The organism is Erwinia sorbitola, assembly GCF_009738185.1.
GTDB classification, from domain to species: Bacteria; Pseudomonadota; Gammaproteobacteria; order Enterobacterales; family Enterobacteriaceae; genus Erwinia; species Erwinia sorbitola.
In genome coordinates this window covers 2,237,242-2,252,708 of the sequence record NZ_CP046509.1, presented here as the reverse complement: position 1 = coordinate 2,252,708, position 15,467 = coordinate 2,237,242, and the positions used below count along the sequence as shown (strand labels likewise).

General features: G+C 56.2%; 13 protein-coding genes. 7 read left to right on the top strand and 6 right to left on the bottom strand.

Annotation, left to right across the window (positions count from 1 at the left end):
• The first annotated feature begins 26 nt into the window (after positions 1–26).
• From iolE to GN242_RS10045, 6 genes are all read left to right on the top strand, one after another.
• Positions 27–938 carry a myo-inosose-2 dehydratase gene (gene iolE, locus GN242_RS10070; protein ID WP_154751809.1) on the top strand — a complete coding sequence of 304 codons (912 nt, stop codon included), beginning with the start codon at positions 27–29 and terminating at the stop codon, positions 936–938.
• The gene (locus GN242_RS10065) at positions 935–1,744 is read left to right on the top strand and encodes an SDR family oxidoreductase (RefSeq protein WP_154751215.1); all 810 of its coding nucleotides are present in this window, start codon (positions 935–937) and stop codon (positions 1,742–1,744) included. The genes iolE and GN242_RS10065 overlap by 4 nt, the downstream gene beginning before the upstream one ends.
• 58 nt (positions 1,745–1,802) lie before the next feature.
• Positions 1,803–2,090 carry a hypothetical protein gene (locus GN242_RS10060; RefSeq protein WP_154751216.1) on the top strand — a complete coding sequence of 96 codons (288 nt, stop codon included), beginning with the start codon at positions 1,803–1,805 and terminating at the stop codon, positions 2,088–2,090.
• Between the two features lie 161 nt (positions 2,091–2,251).
• Positions 2,252–4,042, top strand: a complete 1,791-nt coding sequence (locus GN242_RS10055) for a DUF262 domain-containing protein (protein WP_154751217.1) — start codon at positions 2,252–2,254, stop codon at positions 4,040–4,042.
• On the top strand, positions 4,039–6,234 hold the full coding sequence (locus tag GN242_RS10050; RefSeq protein WP_154751218.1) for a DUF262 domain-containing protein: 2,196 nt from the start codon (positions 4,039–4,041) through the stop codon (positions 6,232–6,234). The genes GN242_RS10055 and GN242_RS10050 overlap by 4 nt, the downstream gene beginning before the upstream one ends.
• 120 nt (positions 6,235–6,354) lie before the next feature.
• Positions 6,355–7,620 (top strand): SfnB family sulfur acquisition oxidoreductase, encoded by a 1,266-nt coding sequence (locus tag GN242_RS10045; RefSeq protein ID WP_374189529.1) that lies wholly within the window; start codon positions 6,355–6,357, stop codon positions 7,618–7,620.
• A gap of 73 nt (positions 7,621–7,693) precedes the next feature.
• Here GN242_RS10045 and GN242_RS10040 read toward each other — a convergent pair whose 3' ends face one another.
• From GN242_RS10040 to GN242_RS10015, 6 genes are read right to left on the bottom strand one after another with little or no spacing between them, the layout of a single operon-like run.
• Positions 7,694–8,344 (bottom strand): methionine ABC transporter permease, encoded by a 651-nt coding sequence (locus tag GN242_RS10040; RefSeq protein ID WP_156287402.1) that lies wholly within the window; start codon positions 8,342–8,344, stop codon positions 7,694–7,696.
• Positions 8,328–9,422 (bottom strand): methionine ABC transporter ATP-binding protein, encoded by a 1,095-nt coding sequence (locus GN242_RS10035; RefSeq protein WP_154751221.1) that lies wholly within the window; start codon positions 9,420–9,422, stop codon positions 8,328–8,330. Before GN242_RS10035 ends, GN242_RS10040 begins: the two co-directional genes overlap by 17 nt.
• Before the next feature lie 2 nt (positions 9,423–9,424).
• A complete protein-coding gene (locus GN242_RS10030) occupies positions 9,425–10,225 on the bottom strand; it encodes a MetQ/NlpA family ABC transporter substrate-binding protein (RefSeq protein WP_154751222.1) in 801 nt (266 codons plus the stop codon).
• Between the two features lie 24 nt (positions 10,226–10,249).
• Complete coding sequence (locus tag GN242_RS10025; protein WP_154751223.1) at positions 10,250–11,602, bottom strand: LLM class flavin-dependent oxidoreductase; 1,353 nt, start codon at positions 11,600–11,602, stop codon at positions 10,250–10,252.
• Positions 11,599–12,810 carry an SfnB family sulfur acquisition oxidoreductase gene (locus GN242_RS10020; RefSeq protein WP_154751224.1) on the bottom strand — a complete coding sequence of 404 codons (1,212 nt, stop codon included), beginning with the start codon at positions 12,808–12,810 and terminating at the stop codon, positions 11,599–11,601. Before GN242_RS10020 ends, GN242_RS10025 begins: the two co-directional genes overlap by 4 nt.
• 10 nt (positions 12,811–12,820) lie before the next feature.
• Positions 12,821–14,038 (bottom strand): SfnB family sulfur acquisition oxidoreductase, encoded by a 1,218-nt coding sequence (locus GN242_RS10015; protein ID WP_154751225.1) that lies wholly within the window; start codon positions 14,036–14,038, stop codon positions 12,821–12,823.
• A 321-nt stretch (positions 14,039–14,359) separates the two neighbouring features.
• On the opposite strand from GN242_RS10015, the gene lplA reads away from it, so the two are divergent.
• Positions 14,360–15,376, top strand: coding sequence for a lipoate--protein ligase (gene lplA, locus GN242_RS10010; protein ID WP_154751226.1), 1,017 nt, complete (start codon positions 14,360–14,362; stop codon positions 15,374–15,376).
• The last annotated feature ends 91 nt before the right edge of the window (positions 15,377–15,467 follow it).

The following is a 15,467-nucleotide window of genomic DNA, read 5'->3' as shown; positions in this document are numbered from 1 at the left end:
CTGACCCAGGAACCGACAAGATGAACCTGCAAGCCCGACTTGGTATTGCCCCGATCGCCTGGTCCAACGACGATCTGCCGCAGCTCGGCGGCGACACCCCGCTCTCAGTCTGCCTGGCGGAAAGCCGTCAGGCCGGATTTTCCGGCGTGGAAACGGGTGGGAAATTCCCACTCACCAGCGGCGAACTGCTGCCACAGCTGGCTGAATATCAGCTGCAACTGGTGTCCGGCTGGTATTCCGGCACCCTGCTGGATAATGACATCGCCAGTGAAATCCAGAAAGTCACTCCGCAGTTGCAGCTGTTTAAAGAGTGCGGTGCAGCCTGCCTGGTGTATGGCGAAACCGCGGGTACCATTCAGAACCAGCAACATATTCCACTCAGTCGCCGCCGCAGGCTGAGTGATGAAGAGATCGCCCTGTACGGCGCCAGACTGACCGAATTTGCCCGCTACTGCGAAGATTTCGGCGTTCCGCTCGCCTTCCACCATCATATGGGTACTGCCATTGAGGATGAACGCGACATCGATCTGTTGATGGCCGCCACCGGGCCTGAGGTTGGCCTGCTGTTTGACTCCGGGCATCTGGTGTTTGCCGGGGTCGATCCACTCAGCATCCTGAAGAAACACGGCAGGCGCATCAATCACGTACACACCAAAGATATCCGTGCGGACGTGCGGGCATCGCTGGACTGGGATCGTGATTCGTTCCTCGATGCCGTGCTGAAAGGGGTTTATACCGTTCCTGGCGATGGCTGCATCAATTTTGACGCGCTGATCGCCGAGCTGGCCACTATTGGCTATCAGGGCTGGTTTGTGGTGGAAGCCGAGCAGGATCCGGCACTGGCTCCGCCGCTGGAATACGCCATTATTGGCTTCAACAGCCTGAAAAAATCACTCAACGCCGCAGGCTATCAGCTGCGTAATGGAGAAAATGCATGACTCATTCGCTTAGTGGCAATATCGCCGTCATTACCGGCGGTACTCAGGGACTGGGAGCAGCAATTGCCCAGGAATTTGTCAACGCGGGGGCGGCAGGCCTGATTATCTGTGGCCGTAACAGCAGTAAAGGCCTTGCAGTGGCTGAACGTCTCTCCACCCCTGACTGCCGGGTACATTTTGTTAAAACCGATCTCAGCAATGTGGAAGAGTGCCGCCATGCGATCCATGAGGCGGATCGGGAGTTTGGCCGGCTGGATATTCTGGTGAATGCAGGAGGGATGACCGACCGTGGCACCATTCTGGATACGGAGCCGGAGCTGTTCGACCAGATGTTTGCCACTAATGTGCGGGGGCCTTTCTACCTGATGCAGGAGAGCATCAAACTGATGAAGCGCGACAATATCAAAGGCAGCATTGTGAATATCTGCTCCATGTCCGGCCTGGCGGGCCAGCCGTTTATCGCCGCCTACTGCGCTTCAAAAGGCGCACTGGCAACCCTGACGCGCAATACCGCCTTTGCTACGCTGCGCAATAATATCCGTGTCAACGGACTGAATATTGGCTGGATGGCCTCTGAGGGTGAAGATCGTACCATGAGGGAGTTTCACGGTGCGGCAGATAACTGGCTGGAAGAGGCTTCTGCCCAGCTGCCTTTTGGCCGGCTTATTGATCCGGCGGAAGTGGCCCGTGCGGTATGCTTTCTTGCCAGTACACAGTCAGGATTGATGACCGGCTCAATGATCAATTATGACCAGTCGGTCTGGGGCGGCTACGACAACACCCCCGCCCCCGCCCACCCACTGTAATCAGCCTGCCGCAGCCAGCTCAACGCTGGCTGCCGTTTGATGGAGCCAGAGGTTCGCTATGATGAATGTGGATAAAATGCAAGATATCACCGGGTTCTACCAGGAACTGCTGCTGGTGATCCGCGCTGCCATCGGCAGTTCTCTTTCGCGCCATGAAGCTGAAAAGAAAGCGATGATCAACGCCTGGCTGGGGAAAGCAGGACGCGCACGCCACTGCCGGGCGCATCGTAAAAACGAAATCCTCAGCATGTATGATGAGGTTGAGCAGCATTCACTGATTAACCTTGAGCGGCGGGTACGCACTCTGCATGAAAACTGTCTGCTGATTCTGGAGGAGATCCGCTAAATCAGGCGCCAATGTAAAAAGCCTGCTGAATTACCCTTATTCTGCTGATTAATACCCCCTGTTTTGAATACCATAGCGTAAGAGTGGCCTTATATGCATACAGGGTCACCGGTAAGCTATTAATGGAATGTCATGGAGACTAAATTCTGAACAGTAATCTGTTGTCATTAAGGCCTGTCAGCGCTCTGCTTAACGAGCACTTTTTTATTCCATCTTATCAGCGCGGCTACCGCTGGACAGCGCTGGAAGTAAAGGATCTGCTGGATGATATTGCCGAGTTCCGGCTCTCCAGCCATAACAATCCCCGGGACTCGTTTTACTGTTTACAGCCGGTGGTGGTAAAGAAAAAACACCATGAGTGGGAGCTGGTCGATGGTCAGCAGCGCCTGACTACACTCTATCTTATTCTGCGCTATCTCAAAGAGATGGCAGCGCCGAATGAGTTTGGTTGCTACAGCCTGCGCTTTGAAAGCCGTCCGCACAGCGAGCAGTTCCTGCAAGATATATCTCCTGAACTGGCGCAGGACAATATCGATTTCCACCATATAGTAGAGGCCTGGGAAACCATTAATAGCTGGTTCAGCGCTAAATCAGCAGAGGATAAAACCGGCTTTCTCGCCACGCTGCTGGGTAGCGGTAACAGCGGGAGTAAAAATGTCCGGGTTATCTGGTATCAGCTCCATGACGATGCTGACGCAACAACGGTTTTCTCACGGCTTAATCACGGCAAAATTGCACTGAGCAACGGCGAGCTGGTAAAAGCCCTGCTGCTTCAGTCCGCTAACTTTGTCTCCGGCGGGCGCAGTGCTCTCCATCAGCAGCAGCGGCTGGCGCAGGAGTGGGACGAAATAGAGAAACGACTGCAACAGAGTGATTTTTGGTATTTCATCAGTAATCAGCAGGTTGAGAGTAACCGGATTGAGTTTATTCTCAGCATTATTGCCGCCGAAACAGACTCCCCGGTACCGCGCACACATCCATCCTATCTGTTCCTGACCTTTGCCAGCATGATGAAACACGCACCAGAGGATCCCCGGCATATAGAAAAATTGTGGGCGCGCATCCGTCAGCGTTTTATGATGCTGAATGAGTGGTTCGAAAATCACGAAACCTATCACCTGGTGGGATACCTCATCAGCATGGGGGAAACCATCCGTAGCGTTATCACCCTGCATAACGCCAGCCAGAACAAGCCACACTTTATCCTGCTGCTGAAGGAACGCATCCTGCACCAGGTTCATCCGGCTATTAATCTCAAACAGGTAAACAGCGAAGAGTTCCCGCAGCTGCTGGCCGCCGATATTTCCGCGCTCGACTACCCGGACAAACGTCTGCGCGCCCTGCTGCTGCTGTTTAATATCGCTATCTTGCTTTGCGATAAGCAGAGCCTGCGTTTTCAATTCAGCCGCTATAAAAACGATCGGTGGGATATCGAACATATCAGCGCGGTCAGCTCGCAGATCCCCGGCGATGTGCCGGGACAGAAAGCCTGGACAAAGAATATTCGCGACCATCTGCGCCCTGATGACAACGTGATGGAGCCAGACGATAAACTCCGCCGCGCTAAAAACAGGCTGCATCAGCTGGCGGCCGGTCTGTTAGCGCATGAGCCTTTCGATGCCGATAAGTTTTCCAGCCTGTTTAACCGCGTGCAAAAAACACTTAACAAAAAACGCCCGCAGGCGCTGGATAACAGTATTGGCAACCTGACTCTGCTGGACAGCACCACCAACCGCAGCTATAAAAACGCCATCTTTCCGATTAAACGACTGCGCATTATCGAAGCCGATAAGAACGGAACCTTTATTCCTGTTGCGACCAAAAATGTGTTTCTTAAATACTACAGCCGCAGCGTCGATAATATGACCTTTTGGACAATTGACGATCATCACCACTATCAGAACGCTATTGGCAACACGCTGGCGAACTTTTTCCAGGGAGGAACACAATGAATCAGGGCAAATCAACCACCTTCGCCGGACTGTTTAACCAGGTAGAACGCATTGAAATACCGATGATCCAGCGCGACTATGCGCAGGGCCGTCAGTCAGCCAGGGAGATCCGCGAAGTCTTTCTGGAAGCCATCCGCAATGCATTAACCCAGCAGCCGTTTACCCTGCCGCTGGATCTCGACTTTATTTATGGCAACCTGGAAGATGATGGCAGCGGCAGCGTGCTGGCAGTACTGGACGGCCAGCAGCGTCTCACCACTTTATTCCTGCTGCACTGGTTCCTGGCGGTCAAAGAGCAGCAGATTGACGATTTCCGCCAGCGCTTTACCCGAGACGGCAAGTCGCGCTTCTGCTACCAGACGCGCAGCAGCTCCGGCGAGTTTTTTAATGCGCTGGTGATGGCCGATCCCGCTTACTTTGCCTTCTCCTCAGAGGTGCAAACCGGTTTACCGTCAGCAGACCAGCAGATCGTCAACAGTAACTGGTTTTTCGCCTCCTGGCTTAATGACCCGACCGTCAGTGCCTGCCTTGGGATGCTGCAATCGATGGAAGAAAAATTCCGTCACACCCAGGCAGGTCTTTATCAGCGTCTGTGCAGCAGCGCCCCGGCATATCTGGTATTCCAGTATCTTAACCTGCAATCCTTCGGTCTTTCTGATGAGCTTTATATCAAAATGAATGCCCGGGGAAAAATGCTGACCGACTTTGAAAACTTCAAGGCATGGCTGTCGGGGCGTCACCGGCAATGGCAATATGCGTCTCGTTTTGGGCAGAAGCTTGATCAGCAGTGGACGGATCTGTTCTGGGCGTTACATAAAACGGAAAAAATTCCCGTTGATACCCTCTATCTGCGTTTCTTTAACCGCATGGCGTTTCTGCTTGCCTGTGACGACTATCGCCAGCCGCTCAGTAAACTGAGCGAGGAGCATGCGGAGTGGTTCACCCTGCTGCGTGACGCACGTGCGCCTTTCTCCGCCGTCGAATGTGAAAAACATCAGGCTTTCGGTGAGGCGGATCTGGCTAAAATTGAACAGGTGCTCGACTTCCTCTCAAATCCGCAGGCAGAGCCGTCCGTTAGCCAACTGCTGCGCGACTTCCTGACCGACAACGACTATGTTGTTCAGGCGCGTTTTTTTGCCCTCAGCCTGGCGATCTTTGCCGGGCATGATACGCAGCAGGTCGTGCTGCATCGCTGGGAGCGCGTGACGAACAATCTGCTGAATAACCAGCGCCTCGACTCGATAACGCCGTTTATCGCCTCGCTGCGTGCTTTAAACGAGGTTCTGCCGTATGCAGCCACTCTCTACGACTGGCTGCTGACCGACAGCAAACGCCCCGGGTTTAATGCTCAATGGCAGGAAGAGAGCCTGAAAGCCGGGCTGATTAACGCCAGCCACGACTGGGAAGCAGCACTGATCCATGCGGAGAATCATCCTTTCCTGCGCGGTCGCGTGCGTGGCTTGTTGGAGCTGGCTAAAGACGCCAGCGGCCATCAGCTTGAGACATTTATCACTCTGACCGACAAAACCTGGCGGGTGCTTAACCGGGAGATATTACAGGGCGGGGAGCATCTGCTTGAGCGCGCACTGCTGACGCTTGGCGACTATCTGGTGCATCAGGGCGGCAACCGCTTCAGTTTCTGTCGCGCCGTTCATCACACCTTGCGCGAACGCAGCGATAACTGGTTAACCGTGACAGAAAACCCGCTGTTCGGTCAGCTGTTGCAACGGATAGGCGCTGGCGATATCACCAGCACGCTGCGTCAGATCATCGCCTCCGTGAACTGTGGCGGCTGGCGCGAGCTGATCGTTAATAATCCCTGGACCATCAGCTGGTGTAGCGAACGGCTGGTTGATAAATACAGCGACGATATCTATCTGTTAAGCAAATCCACCCTGCGCGGTTATTTCTGCGAACTGCGGGGCGCGGTGCTGGTCAGGCGTATGCAGGCCAGCCTTGAACAAGGCGAACTGGATGTTCCGGTTACGGCTGTTCGCTATTGCGAAGTCTATGGCGACGAGTACCCCTTCTTCGTTCTGACACTCGACAATCATGAGGAGCTGACTTTTGGCTATGAGCAGGGGAAATATTCGCTGTGGAATACCACGGATGCAGGCCGCGCCCGTCCGCTGCCGAAATTCTTCAAACAGCTGACAGATATCCTGATGCCGGAAGATTATTGCCAGCCTTAACCGGCTTATCAGCAATGCTACAATCGATACCAATAATCCTTATAACCGACCTCTTTACAGTGTGACAGGATGGTTTATCCGCGCTATTGCGCCCTGTCACCCTCGTTTAAGGAGTCGCCCGTGTCTGCTATTGAATCCCTGGCGGAAGCCACTGAATTTTATGTTAACTCTCCGGCCCCCTTCGCTCCGCTGCCGCGACCGGCGCAGCATGCGCATATTATTACCAGCGATGAAGAAGCGATTGCGATAGCGCACCAGCTGGCGCAGCAGTTTGCTCCGGGGGCCGCCCGTCGCGATCGCGACGGTATACTGCCGGTGGCCGAACTGGATGCCTTCTCACAGAGCGGGCTTTGGGGCATCAATATTCCACGGCAGTATGGCGGCGCTGGCGTCTCCTACGCTACCGTGGCAAAAGTGATTGCGATTATCTCCGCCGCTGACTCGGCGCTGGGGCAGATCCCGCAAAATCATCTGGCAGGCGTGGCTCATCTGTTGGAGGATGGCAGTGAAAGCCAGAAGCAGACACTGCTGGCAGGTGTGCTCTCCGGGCTACGCTGGGGCAACGCCTTTTCCGAAAAAGGCACGGCAACCGTGGCTGATTTCAAAACCACCGTGCGCCAGCATCATGGAGAATTGGTGGTTAACGGTGAGAAGTTTTACGCTACTGGCGCCCTGCTCGCCCATCTGGTGCATACCGTAGCGGTGGACGACGAGGGCCGGGCTAATCTGGTGGTGCTGGATCGCAATGCTTCCGGTCTGACGGTAATTAATAACTGGTCGAGCTTTGGTCAACGTACCACCGCTTCCGGCACCGTGTTGTTAAATAATGTCCATGCACCTCTGGACAGGCTGATCCCGGTATGGCAGGCGTTTGAACGCCCGACCGCCGCAGGCCCGATTTCACAGATTATTCAGGCCGCGGTAGATACGGGCATCGCGCGTGGTACGCTGGCAGATACCCTGACGTTTATACGTGAGAAGTCACGCCCGTGGATCGATAGCGGTAAAGAGCGCGCCAGCGATGATCCGTTCACTATTGCCGCCATTGGCGATCTGCAAATCCGCCTGCACGCCGCCGAAGCGCTGCTGTGGCGCGCCGGAGAGCTGATTGACGTGGCGCTGGCTACGCCGGATGAAGCCACAGTGGCAGCAGCAACCGTCGCCACTGCCGAAGCGAAAGTACTGTCGACGGAGATTGCTATTCTGGCGGGAAATAAGCTGTTTGAACTGGCAGGAACGCGTTCAACTCTGGCGGAGTATCAGCTTGATCGTCACTGGCGCAACGCCCGCACCCATACCCTGCATGACCCGGTGCGCTGGAAGTATTTCCATGTGGGAAACTACTATCTGAACGATGTTAATCCGCCGCGCCATGCGTGGAATTGATCAATAAAGCCGCCGCGTTGTTGTGGCGGCTTAAGTGAATACCCACGGCGTACTAAGCGGGCTTTCTATATTGCTAACGATGATTCAGACGCCGTGATAAACGGTCACCAGACAGCTGCAAAAGCGTGACCAGAGCTACCAGAACGACAATAACCGTCAACATGACCTGCGAGTCAAAACGCTGATAGCCGTAACGGTAGGCCAGATCCCCCAGGCCACCCGCACCGATCGCTCCTGCCATCGCTGATGCGTTAATCATGGTAACCAGCGTAATGGTAAAGCCGCTGACGATGCCCGGCCGCGCCTCCGGCAGCAGCACATGCCAGATAATATGCCGCCGGTGGAAACCCATCGCCTGCGCCGCCTCCACCAGCCCTTTGTCTACCTCACGCAGGCTAACCTCGGCAATGCGCGCAAAAAACGGTGTGGCCGCCAGTGTCAGCGGCACCACGGCCGCCCAGACGCCATACGAGGTGCCAACCACCATGCGGGTAAACGGGATCAGCGCTACCATCAGGATCAGAAACGGCACCGAGCGGAACAGATTCACCACCCAGCCCAGCAGCCGGTTAAGTAACGGGTTGGCAAACAGGTTTTCACGATCGGTGATCACCAGGATCACCGCCAGCGGCAGCCCCAGCAGCAGTGCCGCCAGTGAGGAGACGCCGACCATCATTAGCGTATCCAGCAGCCCCTGCCATAAACGATCAATTTGCAGTGACATAGCCCAGCACCTCCACACGGTCGGCTAACGGTTCACATAAGGTAGTGGCATAGGGTGCGGCACCGGCGGCAGTCAGCAGGATCATCTGCCCGATCTGCCGATCCTGTACCCACTCCAGCGCACTCTGAATCAGTTCAGTCTCTGCCCCCAGCCTCGCGGTTATCGCCGCCAGCTGTGGCGCGGCACCCTGCCCGGTCCATGTCAGGCGCACCAGCATCCGGTCATCTGCACGTGAGGGCTGCGGCCGCAGATTATCCCTCAGGCTGGCGGGTAGCGCATGCTGCTGCGGGCTGAGGAGTATTTGCGTGGTGGGCTGTCGGGGATCGCCGTAAACCTGCCAGACCGGCCCCTGTTCAATGACTTTGCCCTGTTCCAGCACGGCCACCCGATCGCAGAGATCGTGGATCACATTCATCTCATGGGTGATCAGCACAATTGTAATGCCCTGCTGCTGGTTGATCTCACGCAGCAGCGCCAGAATCGAGGCGGTAGTTTCCGGATCGAGGGCCGAAGTGGCTTCGTCACACAGCAGCAGCTGCGGTTCATGCACCAGCGCCCGGGCAATTCCCACGCGCTGTTTCTGGCCGCCGGAAAGTTGAGCGGGCCAGGCGTGCTGACGATCTTCCAGCCCCACCAGCTTTAGCAGCGCATCAACTTTTTGCTGCCGTGCCTGCGCCGCCACTCCGGCCACCTTTAAAGGCAGCTCAATGTTTTCGCGCACGGTTTTTGCCGACAGCAGATTGAAGTGCTGGAAGATCATCCCGGTGCCGCGTCGCCAGTTCACCAGCTGGTTGTCACTCAGCGTGCCGATATCCACCCCGTCCACCACCACACTGCCAGCGGTCGGGTTTTCCAGCCGGTTAAGACAGCGGATCAGCGAGGATTTCCCCGCTCCGCTGCGGCCGATAATGCCGAAAATAGTTCCGCGTGGAATATGCAGATTAATATCGTGCAGCGCATCACTCTGCTGGCCCGCATAGCGTTTATACAGCCCTTCAATAGCAACATGCGCTGTCCCGGTCTGACGGGCGACAGCGGTGCTCTGTTCGGCACTCTCCGGCCAGGTAAGACTCACCATGGTTACTGCTTCCAGCCGGGCTGATAGAGCTTGCCGTAGAATTTATCCAGGCTGGCGCGTACCGCCGGAGAGTGCTGATAGATATCAACAAACTTTTTCAGGCGCGGGTCGTCCTGATGGCCGTCACGAATCACAAACTGAATTACGTATTCCGGGTTTTCCAGACCATCGAACAGCAGCGCATTGTTTGGATCAATCACCCCGGAGGCACGCAGATAGTGCGGATAGCCCTGAGCGAGATCCACCTCTTCCAGAGAGCGCGAAAGCTGTACTGCCTCAACTTCGATAATCTTCAGGTGCTTCGGGTTCGTTACAATATCATCGACGGTGGATTTCAGCCCCGCACCGGGTTTCAGGGTAATCAGACCGGATTTCTGCAACAGCAGCAGGCCGCGCCCGCCGTTAATGGGATCGTTAGCTATTGCCACGGTACCGCCATCGGGTATCTCACTGATAGCCTTATGCTTTTTCGAATAGAGACCGACGTTATTGATAATGGCCGGGGCGTATTTGACGAGGTGAAAACCGCCCTGCTGGTTGGCGTTGTCGAGAAACGGCTGATGCTGGAACAGGTTAACGTCAATATCACCGTTTTCGAGGCTGACATTTGGCGCTGTCCAGTCGCTGAACTCGATCAGATCGACTTTCAGCCCCTGTTTTTTTGCCTCATCAACGGCGGTTTCCAGCGGTGGCGCAAAAGCGGCGGTGGTGCCCACTTTTAACGGGCCGCTGTAGTCTGCCGCACCTGCGGTGGCGGCGGTACTTAACAGTGCGGTCAGCACCAGAGTATTGAGTAATTTCATTTTTTTCCTTTTTTCCCGGAGGTTTCAGATATCACGACGCCAGCGTGCCGCAGGATGGCGCGCCGGAAGACGATCATGTCCGAACAGTTTGTGACGCAAGGTGCCTGGCTGATAGGCGGTTTTATAGCGGCCGCGCTGCTGTAATTCCGGTACCACCAGATCAATAAAATCGATGTAACTCTGCGGATTAACAATGCGTGTCAGGTTAAAGCCATCGATGCCAGCCTCATCCATCCAGAGAATGAGCGCATCGGCCACCTGTGAAGGGCTGCCGACGATCAACGGGTAGCGGCCACCCAGCGCGTGCTGCTCCAGCAGGCGACGACGCGTCCAGCCGCTGTAGGTTTTGCTGACCGACTCAATGGCGCGACCCGATCCGCTGCCGATCGGTTCATCCAGAGCGAACGCCGCAAGATCGATGCCGATCGAGCTGGAAAAATGAGCGATCCCCGCCTCCGGGCTGGCATAGCGCAGATACTCCTGATGCTTCTCCTGCGCCTCTTTTTCGCTGGTGGCCACGATCACCGACACGCCCATAAATACTTTGAGATCGCCGGGTTCACGTCCGGCATCCACCGCTGCCTGTCGTAAGGTGTCGACCTGGCTGCGCATCGCGGCCGGAGTGCTGCCGTTAACAAAGCTGCACTCCGCGTGACGGGCGGCAAAACGAATACCACGTGCGGAGCTACCCGCCTGAAACAGCAGCGGCGTGCGCTGGGGAGACGGTGAACTGAGGTGATAGCCCTCAACCTGGTAATACTCGCCGTGATGACGCACCGGATGGATTTTTGCCGCATCGGCATAGCGCCGCTGCTGGCGGTCGGCCAGCACAGCATTATCCTGCCAGCTCCCTTCCCACAGCTGATAGCTGACATCGAGAAATTCATCGGCCTGATCGTAACGCTGGTCGTGCCCGAGAAGCTGAGTCTGCCCCATGGCACGTGCGGCGCTGTCGAGATAGCCAGTGACAATATTCCAGCCTACGCGCCCTGCGGTCAGATGATCGAGCGTGGAAAAACGGCGGGCAAAAGGATAAGGCGCTTCGTAGCTCAAATTGGCGGTCAGACCGAAACCAAGATGTTCGGTAACGCTGGCCATACCGGAAACCAGCATCAGCGGGTCGTTGACCGGCAGCTGGATCGACTCGCTGGCGGTCAGGGCGATACCCTGCTGATAAACGTCATACACGCCGAGGATATCCGCGATAAACAGCCCATCAAACAGCCCGCGCTCCAGCGTACGTGCCAGATCCAGCCAGTAGCGTAAATCATTAAACTCTGTAGAACGGTCAAGGGGATGAGTCCACATCCCGTGATGAATATGGCCGACACAGTTCATATTAAAAGCGTTGAGCAGGATCTCTTTTGGCTGGCTCATAGGGTTCCCCGGCGCGGCGGCAGTACGCCATTTAGCACGTAATTGCCAATCACCGGATATTTCCAGCGCACCGGATCGTGCAGCGTATGGGTACGGGCATTGCGCCAGTGACGATCGAGATTGTGCTCGCGCAGCGCTGAACGCGTGCCGGAGAGTTCAAACAGCAGGTTTGAGGCCTCCAGCGCCCGTTCGGTGGTCCAGGCTTTCACCGTAGCAACCGCAATCGACGCGGCGGCCACCGTCGTTTCATTAGCCTGATGGCGCGCCGCATCGACGGCTTCCGCTGCATCTGCCAGTAGCGCATCTCCAGCCTGTAAACGCGGTGCCAGCTGGCCGACGCGATCGATGGTTAGCGGATCCTGCCCCGCATGCTCTACCCCGGCATCGGGCCACGGGCGCGCGCGGGTGTTAATAAAGTTCAGCATGTCGTTAAAGGCAGCTCGCGCAATGCCCTGCTCAATGGCAGCATGAAGAATCTGTGCAAATGGCCCAAGGCGGGTTGGCCGCTCAAACGCACTCTGAAACGGAATGCTATCGGCAGCATCCACAGATACGCCTGTAAATAACACCGTTCCGCTGCCGGTGGTGCGCTGGCCGAAGCCTGACCAGTCATCGGTAACGGTCACGCCAGGGTGGTGACGCGGCACAAATACCAGCTGCTCTTTGCCATCGCTGCCGCGTGCAGCAGTGGGAATGCGGTCGGCAAACAGTGCACCGGTGGCGTAAAACTTTTGTCCATTTAACTGCCAGCCGTCCCCTTCTGGTGTTATTGAGGTGCTGCGATGGTGAGCAGCGGCCGAACTGAACTCCGCCAGCGCATTGCCGAGATGTACACCGGCCAGTACTTCCTGATACAGACGCTGCTGCTGTGCCGGGCTGCCGTTAAGCCGCAGCACTTCCAGCGCATAAAAGTGGTTCTGCGGCACCTGGCCGATGGCGGCATCGGCTTCGCTGATAATGGCGATGACCTGGGTGAGCACCGCAGTAGAGACATCTGCTCCACCGTACTCTTTCGGCACGGTAATCGCTCCCAGACCGGAAGCAAACAGTGCGCGCAGCGGAGCTACCGGCAGTTCCCGATCGCGGTCACGCCTTGCCGCACCGCTGCGGAACTCCTGCGCCAGCTGCTGTGCAACTTCTATTGCCTGCGCGGCGCTGGTAATGCGGCTGGCCGGTTGTTTCGGCTGAACCTGGCTGAGAGGCGGCATCGTGTTCTCCTTAAATCCAGGCATGGCGCACCGGAAGCTGGCCGTTGAGGTAGTAATTGCCGATGGCGTGGAATTTCCAGCGGATGGGATCGTGCAGAGTATGAGTGCGCGCATTACGCCAGTGGCGATCCAGCCCGTGCTCGCCGAGGGTGGCGCGGCTGCCGCCCCACTCCAGCAGCTTTTCACTGGCCTTCAGTGCAATCTCCGTCGTCAGTACTTTGGCTTCCGCCACGACAATTGAGGCATATGCAGCGTTCTGTGCATCCAGCAGTGCCGGATCGATAGCATCCAGCGTGCTGGCTGCCCGACGCAGCAGCGACTCTGCGGCGACAAGTTCGATATACACCCGACCCACATCCGCCTGTAAATGTGGATCGTCGCTATTACGCTCTACCCCGGCATCCACCCAGGGGCGCGAGTGGCGTCGGATAAACTCGCAGCCCTCATCGAAGGCTCCGCGGGCAATTCCGGCATCGATAGCAGCCTGAATCAGCTGTGAAACCGGTCCGCGCAGCGAGGGTTTATCACCGGCGGGCACCGGGATCACCAGAGCCGCATCTACCCGCACTTCATGCAGATGGATAGTGCCGCTGGCGGTGGTGCGCTGGCCGATTCCTGACCAGTCATCGACAATTTCCAGCCCGACTGATTTGCGCGGCATAAATGCCATCACTGCTTCTCCTTCATCATTCAGCGCGGTGGTGACAATGATGTCGGCAAACAGTGCGCCAGTTGAGTAGAACTTGCTGCCGCTGAGGCGCAGACCGTCCTGATGCTGACGCAGGCGCGCAGTCACTTCACGGGTGTGACGGGTATTTTTTTCCGGGCCGCCGTTGCCCAGCCTTTGCCCCTGCACCACGGCGCTGAAAATCGCCTGCTGCTGGGCCTGGCTGCCTTCATCCAGCAGCAGCTGGATAAGAGCAAAATGGTTTTGCGGGATCTGCCCCAGTGAAGGATCCGCCGCCGAGATTATGCGGAACACCTCCATCACCGTGCGGTATGAAAGCCCGCCACCGCCAAAAACGCGAGGAACGGAGATACTGCCCAGCCCGCTGCGGCTGAACAGTTCCAGCGCCTCAAGCGGATAGATACGCTCGCGATCGCGGACTACGGCCTCACCCAGCGCCAGCGCAGCAACAGCCTTCGCCGCCTGGATTGCCTGTTCGTCACTGTGAATGATCGCCGCCGGATCGGACGGCGGCCAGGGGAAAATGGCGATATCGCTCATAATGTTCCTTTAATTAACAGGCAAAGAAGCTCCTGCCGGCCCGGTGTATTAAATACCGGCCCTGCAAAGTATCTTATTAATTAAAGGGATAATAATCAGAGCAGGAATAATAAGTAAAGCGCCATACTTATGACAAATATGGCTTTAATTTCTTATTATTCAGCTAAAGGGATTTTATTTCATTTTAAACATGGAAATAATGGCAAAAACGATAGCCTCATCAATAAATCCAGTCGATCGAAATCAAACTATCAGATTTCACACGCTTTTCCGGGTTGGTGTTATCATCATCAGCGCTGCTGAAACTTCAATGGAGTCATCATGTCCACACTGCGTTTACTGTTATCTGATTCATACGATCCCTGGTTTAACCTGGCCGTGGAGGAGTGTATTTTTCGTCAGATGCCTGCCACACAGCGAGTGCTGTTTTTATGGCGTAATGCCGAGACGGTGGTGATTGGCCGGTCGCAGAACCCATGGAAAGAGTGTAATACGCGACGGATGGAAGAAGACGGCATCCGGCTGGCCCGACGCAGCAGCGGCGGCGGCGCAGTGTTTCACGATCTGGGTAACTGCTGTTTTACTTTTATGGCCGGTAAGCCGGAGTACGATAAGAGCGTCTCTACCGGGATTATTCTGCGTGCGCTGGCCTCTCTGGGCATTGCGGCGGAAACCTCCGGACGTAACGATCTGGTGGTCAATACCCCTGACGGGGTGCGTAAAATATCCGGCTCCGCCTACCATGAAACCCGTGACCGTGGCTTTCACCATGGCACCATCCTGCTGGATGCGGATCTCTCCCGGCTGGCCGACTATCTCAACCCGGACGTCAAGAAGCTGCAAGCTAAAGGCATTACCTCTGTGCGTTCGCGGGTAGCTAATCTTGTTGAGCTGGTGCCGGACATCACCTTTGAGGCCATTTGCCGGGCCGTGACGGCAGCATTCTTTGACCATTTCGGCAGTGAATGTCAGCCGGAGCATATCTCCCCGACGGCGCTACCTGATCTGCCCGGCTTTGAGGCGCAGTTTGCTAAACAGAGCAGCTGGCAGTGGAATTTTGGTCAGGCACCGCAGTTTCAGCATCTGCTGGATAACCGTTTTAGCTGGGGCGGCGTCGAGCTGCATGTGGACGTCGAGCGCGGGGTCATCAGCCGCTGCCAGATCTTCACCGACAGTCTGAACCCGGCACCTCTGGAGCAGCTGGCAGAGGTATTGCCGGGAACAGAATATCGGCCCCAGGCGCTGTCGGCCCAGGTTGCGCGCTTAAAAGAGGTGTATCCACAGCAGGCAGATGAGCTGGGGCAGCTCGAAATGTGGCTGGCGGAGAGTATCAGATAATCAGGTCAGAGATCTCTTCACTGGACTGAGAATGGACGGAGAAAAGTGGTCACTTCCGTCCAGTGAAGGAGTCTCAGCACTGCTTTGATAA